Source organism: Poseidonibacter ostreae (assembly GCF_009208075.1).
GTDB lineage: Bacteria > Campylobacterota > Campylobacteria > Campylobacterales > Arcobacteraceae > Poseidonibacter > Poseidonibacter ostreae.
This window is the reverse complement of sequence record NZ_WFKJ01000083.1, coordinates 1-3,919: the sequence shown is the minus strand read 5'-3', so window position 1 is coordinate 3,919 and position 3,919 is coordinate 1. Positions and strand designations below refer to the sequence as shown.

Below are 3,919 nucleotides of genomic sequence, written 5' to 3'. Positions count from 1 at the left end.
GTTGTTAAACAGAAATATTAAGGGAACAACTCTAGGCATTTTGGTCCGTGTAATACTTTTTTATAAATGAGGATACTGTGAAATTATTATACACGTACACTTGAGGGAATTTTAAAAATGGTACTCTCAGCACGATTCAAAAATGCGACCTACTTATTAGAAGGCTTTTGTATGATTCTGCATGTCCTATTGGAAATCAATAAGAGGAAGTTATTTAATAGGTAAAGTTATAATAAATTCAGCCCCAACATAACTTTTACCATTATACTTATATTCTGTATTCTGAGCTTTTATAGTTCCATTCATCCCTTTAACTATTAATTTATAGGTTATATGAAGTCCAAGTCCTGTACCTTTTGATTGATGTTTAGTTGTAAAATATGGTTCAAATACTTTATATAATATCTTTTTATCAATACCACCACCATTATCTTTAATTTTTATAATTACATTATCTTTATCAATTAAGGTTGTAAAAAAAATTAACTTATTATCATTTTCCTCTAAAGCATATTTTGCATTATTAAATATATTGATAAAACATTGTATTAACTCATTTGAATAACCATTTATTTTTATATCTTCTTGGACATCTTTAATTATCTTAATATGATGAGTTTTTATTGTACCTTCAACTAAGTGTAAAAAACTATTAATATCATCTGCTAAATTGAATACTTTTTTACTTCTATCACCTTTTATAAAGTTTCTAAAATCATCTATTGTTCTTGATAGATACTGAGCATTATTATTTATAGCATCACATGTATCATTGAATATATCATCAGATAATAGTCCATATTCTTTTTGAGTCTTCATACCTGTTGCACCTGTCGATATTATTGACAATGGTTGTCTCCATTGATGTGCAATATTTCCTATCATTTCACCCATAGAGGCTAGTTTTGTTTGCTCATACAGAAGTTCATCTTTTTCTTTCTGTTCACTCTCAATTCTTTTTAAATTAGTAATATCTTGAGCTGTAGCATAAATTAAATTATTTGAATCATCTGTTGTTGCTGACCATAATAAATTAACAACATGACCATCTTTATGTATATATCTATTTTCAAAGAAATATACATTTTTCCCAAGAGACAGTTTAGACATTTCTTCTACTGTAGATTCGATATCATCAGGATGAACAAAATCTAAAAATTTTTTGCCTATAAGTTCATCATTCTCATATCCTAGAATAATTTTTGAGGCATTATTAAGTTCTTTAATAATTCCTTTTGTTGTACTGATAATCTGTATATTGATTGCTAAGTGAAAGAAACGATTGAATTGTTCTTTTACCTGCAAAAGTTTATTTTTTGATTCCAATTCTTTTCTTCTAATTTCTTCTAATTCAACTAAAGCCTTATTTGTTTTTTCTTTTTCAAGTTTAAGCTTTCTATTCCACCAAAGAATCCAAATGATAATCAATAATAAAACTAATACAATTTTCCATAATAGAGAATAATCTACTTTTTCAATTGTCTGAAGAGAAAACCACTTTTGTTGAATTGCACTGTGTTCAACTGGACTTATTTGCTTAAACCCTTTTGAAAGTATACTCGCAAGTTCTGGCCACTCTTTAGGAGCTACAAAATGATAATTAATATTTCCATAACCTGAAGGTGCTGCAACTTTTAAATTATCTAATCCCCCAAACACACTTAAATAGTTTGATATGGCAAGGTTACCAATATAAGCATCTGCTTTTCCTTCATTAATATACTTTAATGCATCAACAGTATTAGCTACATTAACAATTTTTATACTAGGATAATCTCTTTTTATCCATTTGTTTGTATCAAAAGCTTTTTCTAAAACTACAGTTTTATTAAATAAGTCTTTCATCGAACCAATATAAGATGAATTTTTATGTTTTATTATCATCATTGGATAGGAGAGGTAGGCATCTCCCATCGAAAATCTTTTTTCATTCTCTTCATTTTTAATAGTAAATAAAACTGTATCAAAGATTTCTCTGTTTTCCAACATTTTGTAAGAATCTATAATAGACATTTTTTCATAAACAAATTCTGCTTCTAGCCCCATATTCTCAGCACTTTTTTTAACATAGTCAACTGCAATACCCGAGGCTTTATTGTTCTCATAGAATACAAATGGTGGTCTATTTGTTCTTATTCCAAATCTTATTTTCTTATGCTTTTTAATAAATTCTATTTCTTTAGTTGAAAGGAACTCTTCTTTTTTAGAATTATATGGATTTCTAACCCAATTTTTTAATAACCCACCCATTTCTTCTCTTGAAATATCACTAAGGCCTTTATTTAATATAGATTTTAAAATTGGTTTTTTAATATTTGATAAAAAATGTACAGAAATTGCTTCAAAATCATTTTGCGAAATATCTTTTAACCCAATAATTGAATTATCACGAATATAATTTTCAACTACAAGATGATAATCAACTAATGCATCTACTTCTTTATTTAAGAGCTTTGTTATTGATTCTTGTAATCCTTTAGTTTCGCGAATATTAATTTCAGGGAATTTATTTTTTATTTTTTTTATTGTCACATAATCTTTAGTTACAGCTACTTTCTTACCCTTTAGGTCCCTAAAGTTTTTTATATCATTATTTTTATCAGAAACATATATATATTCTCTAACTTTATAATATTCATTACTAAAATGACCAATTTTTTCTCTATCTTTGGAATAGAAAGCTGCAGGTAGTAAATCAATTTTTTCTTTTTTAAAATCTTCTAGAAGTATTGGCCAAGGAGAATTAGTATAATTCACTTTTAACCCAGTGTTTTTAATCACTTTTTTTAAAACATCAAAATATAAACCACTATTAATATCTTTACTTTTATCAAAATAGATGTATGGTTTTGCTTCTTCTATTCCAATGTTAACTTTATTTTTAACAATCCAATCTCTTTCTTTATCGGTCAACTTATTATAAGATTTTGGTGTATCTAGAGTAAAAATCCAATTTTCTTTTAATTCACTCATAACAGAAAAAGATATTGAGTTAAGTGTTTTATTTATAATTGAAGATAAAAGTGGATTTTCTTTACGAACTCCGAATCTTAAATCTTCTTTTTTCGTATCTGGATGAATAAAGGTACCAGCCAACTTTATGTTTGAGAGCATCAGTTCTTCAACTTTATGCATATTTAAAGCATTACTAATTACGACATCTATTTCACCATTGTCTAGGGCTCTAAATCTTTCATTTGCTTTATCAAACTCAACAAAATCTAAATTTTCTTTTTTAAAGATTTCTGTTATATACGTATTTTGAATAACCCCTATTTTTTTATCTTTCAAATCATTTAAAGACCTATACGTACCAAACTCTTTTCTTGTAAAAACCCCGATTGGTACTTCATAATAAGCATCAGAAAAACTAGTAAATGATTCTCTACTTTTTCTATATGATATTTCTGTTATTATATCAACTTTTCCATCCTGAAATAATTTGTAAACTTTAGGCCAAGGACCTCCAATTTTTTCGAATTTTAAGCCACTTTTCTTTGATATGATTTTTATTAAATCTTGTGTAAAACCTATCTTCTTACCATTTTGAATAAAACTAAATGGAGTATAAGTATCCATTGAAGCAATTTTAATTTTAGGAGAATTTTTAATAAATGATTTCTCTTCTTCTGTGAAGTCAATATTAGAAGAGAATAAAGAGGTGCTAATAAGCATAAATAATAGTAGAAATATTTTTTTCATAGTGTATTTTACTATTAAATGACTTCATATTACGAATGCATTCGCTACTTTACTACATCTCGGAATGTAGTATCATTTTCTATGAAAAAGATACATATATACCTCGGCAAAACTGGCGAGATACCATTAAGCATAAAGAGTATCAATTCTCTCATCCTTCTTACTATAATTAACCAATCCATTTTTCAAGTAAAACGTCATAGTAGTAAAGTTCCAG

At 26.9% G+C, this 3,919-nt stretch carries 1 protein-coding gene; it reads right to left on the bottom strand.

The genetic code is table 11. From position 1 onward, the window contains the following. Window positions 1-210 precede the first annotated feature (210 nt). A complete protein-coding gene (locus GBG18_RS14760) occupies window positions 211-3,702 on the bottom strand; it encodes a transporter substrate-binding domain-containing protein (protein WP_152192303.1) in 3,492 nt (1,163 codons plus the stop codon). Window positions 3,703-3,919: the final 217 nt, after the last annotated feature.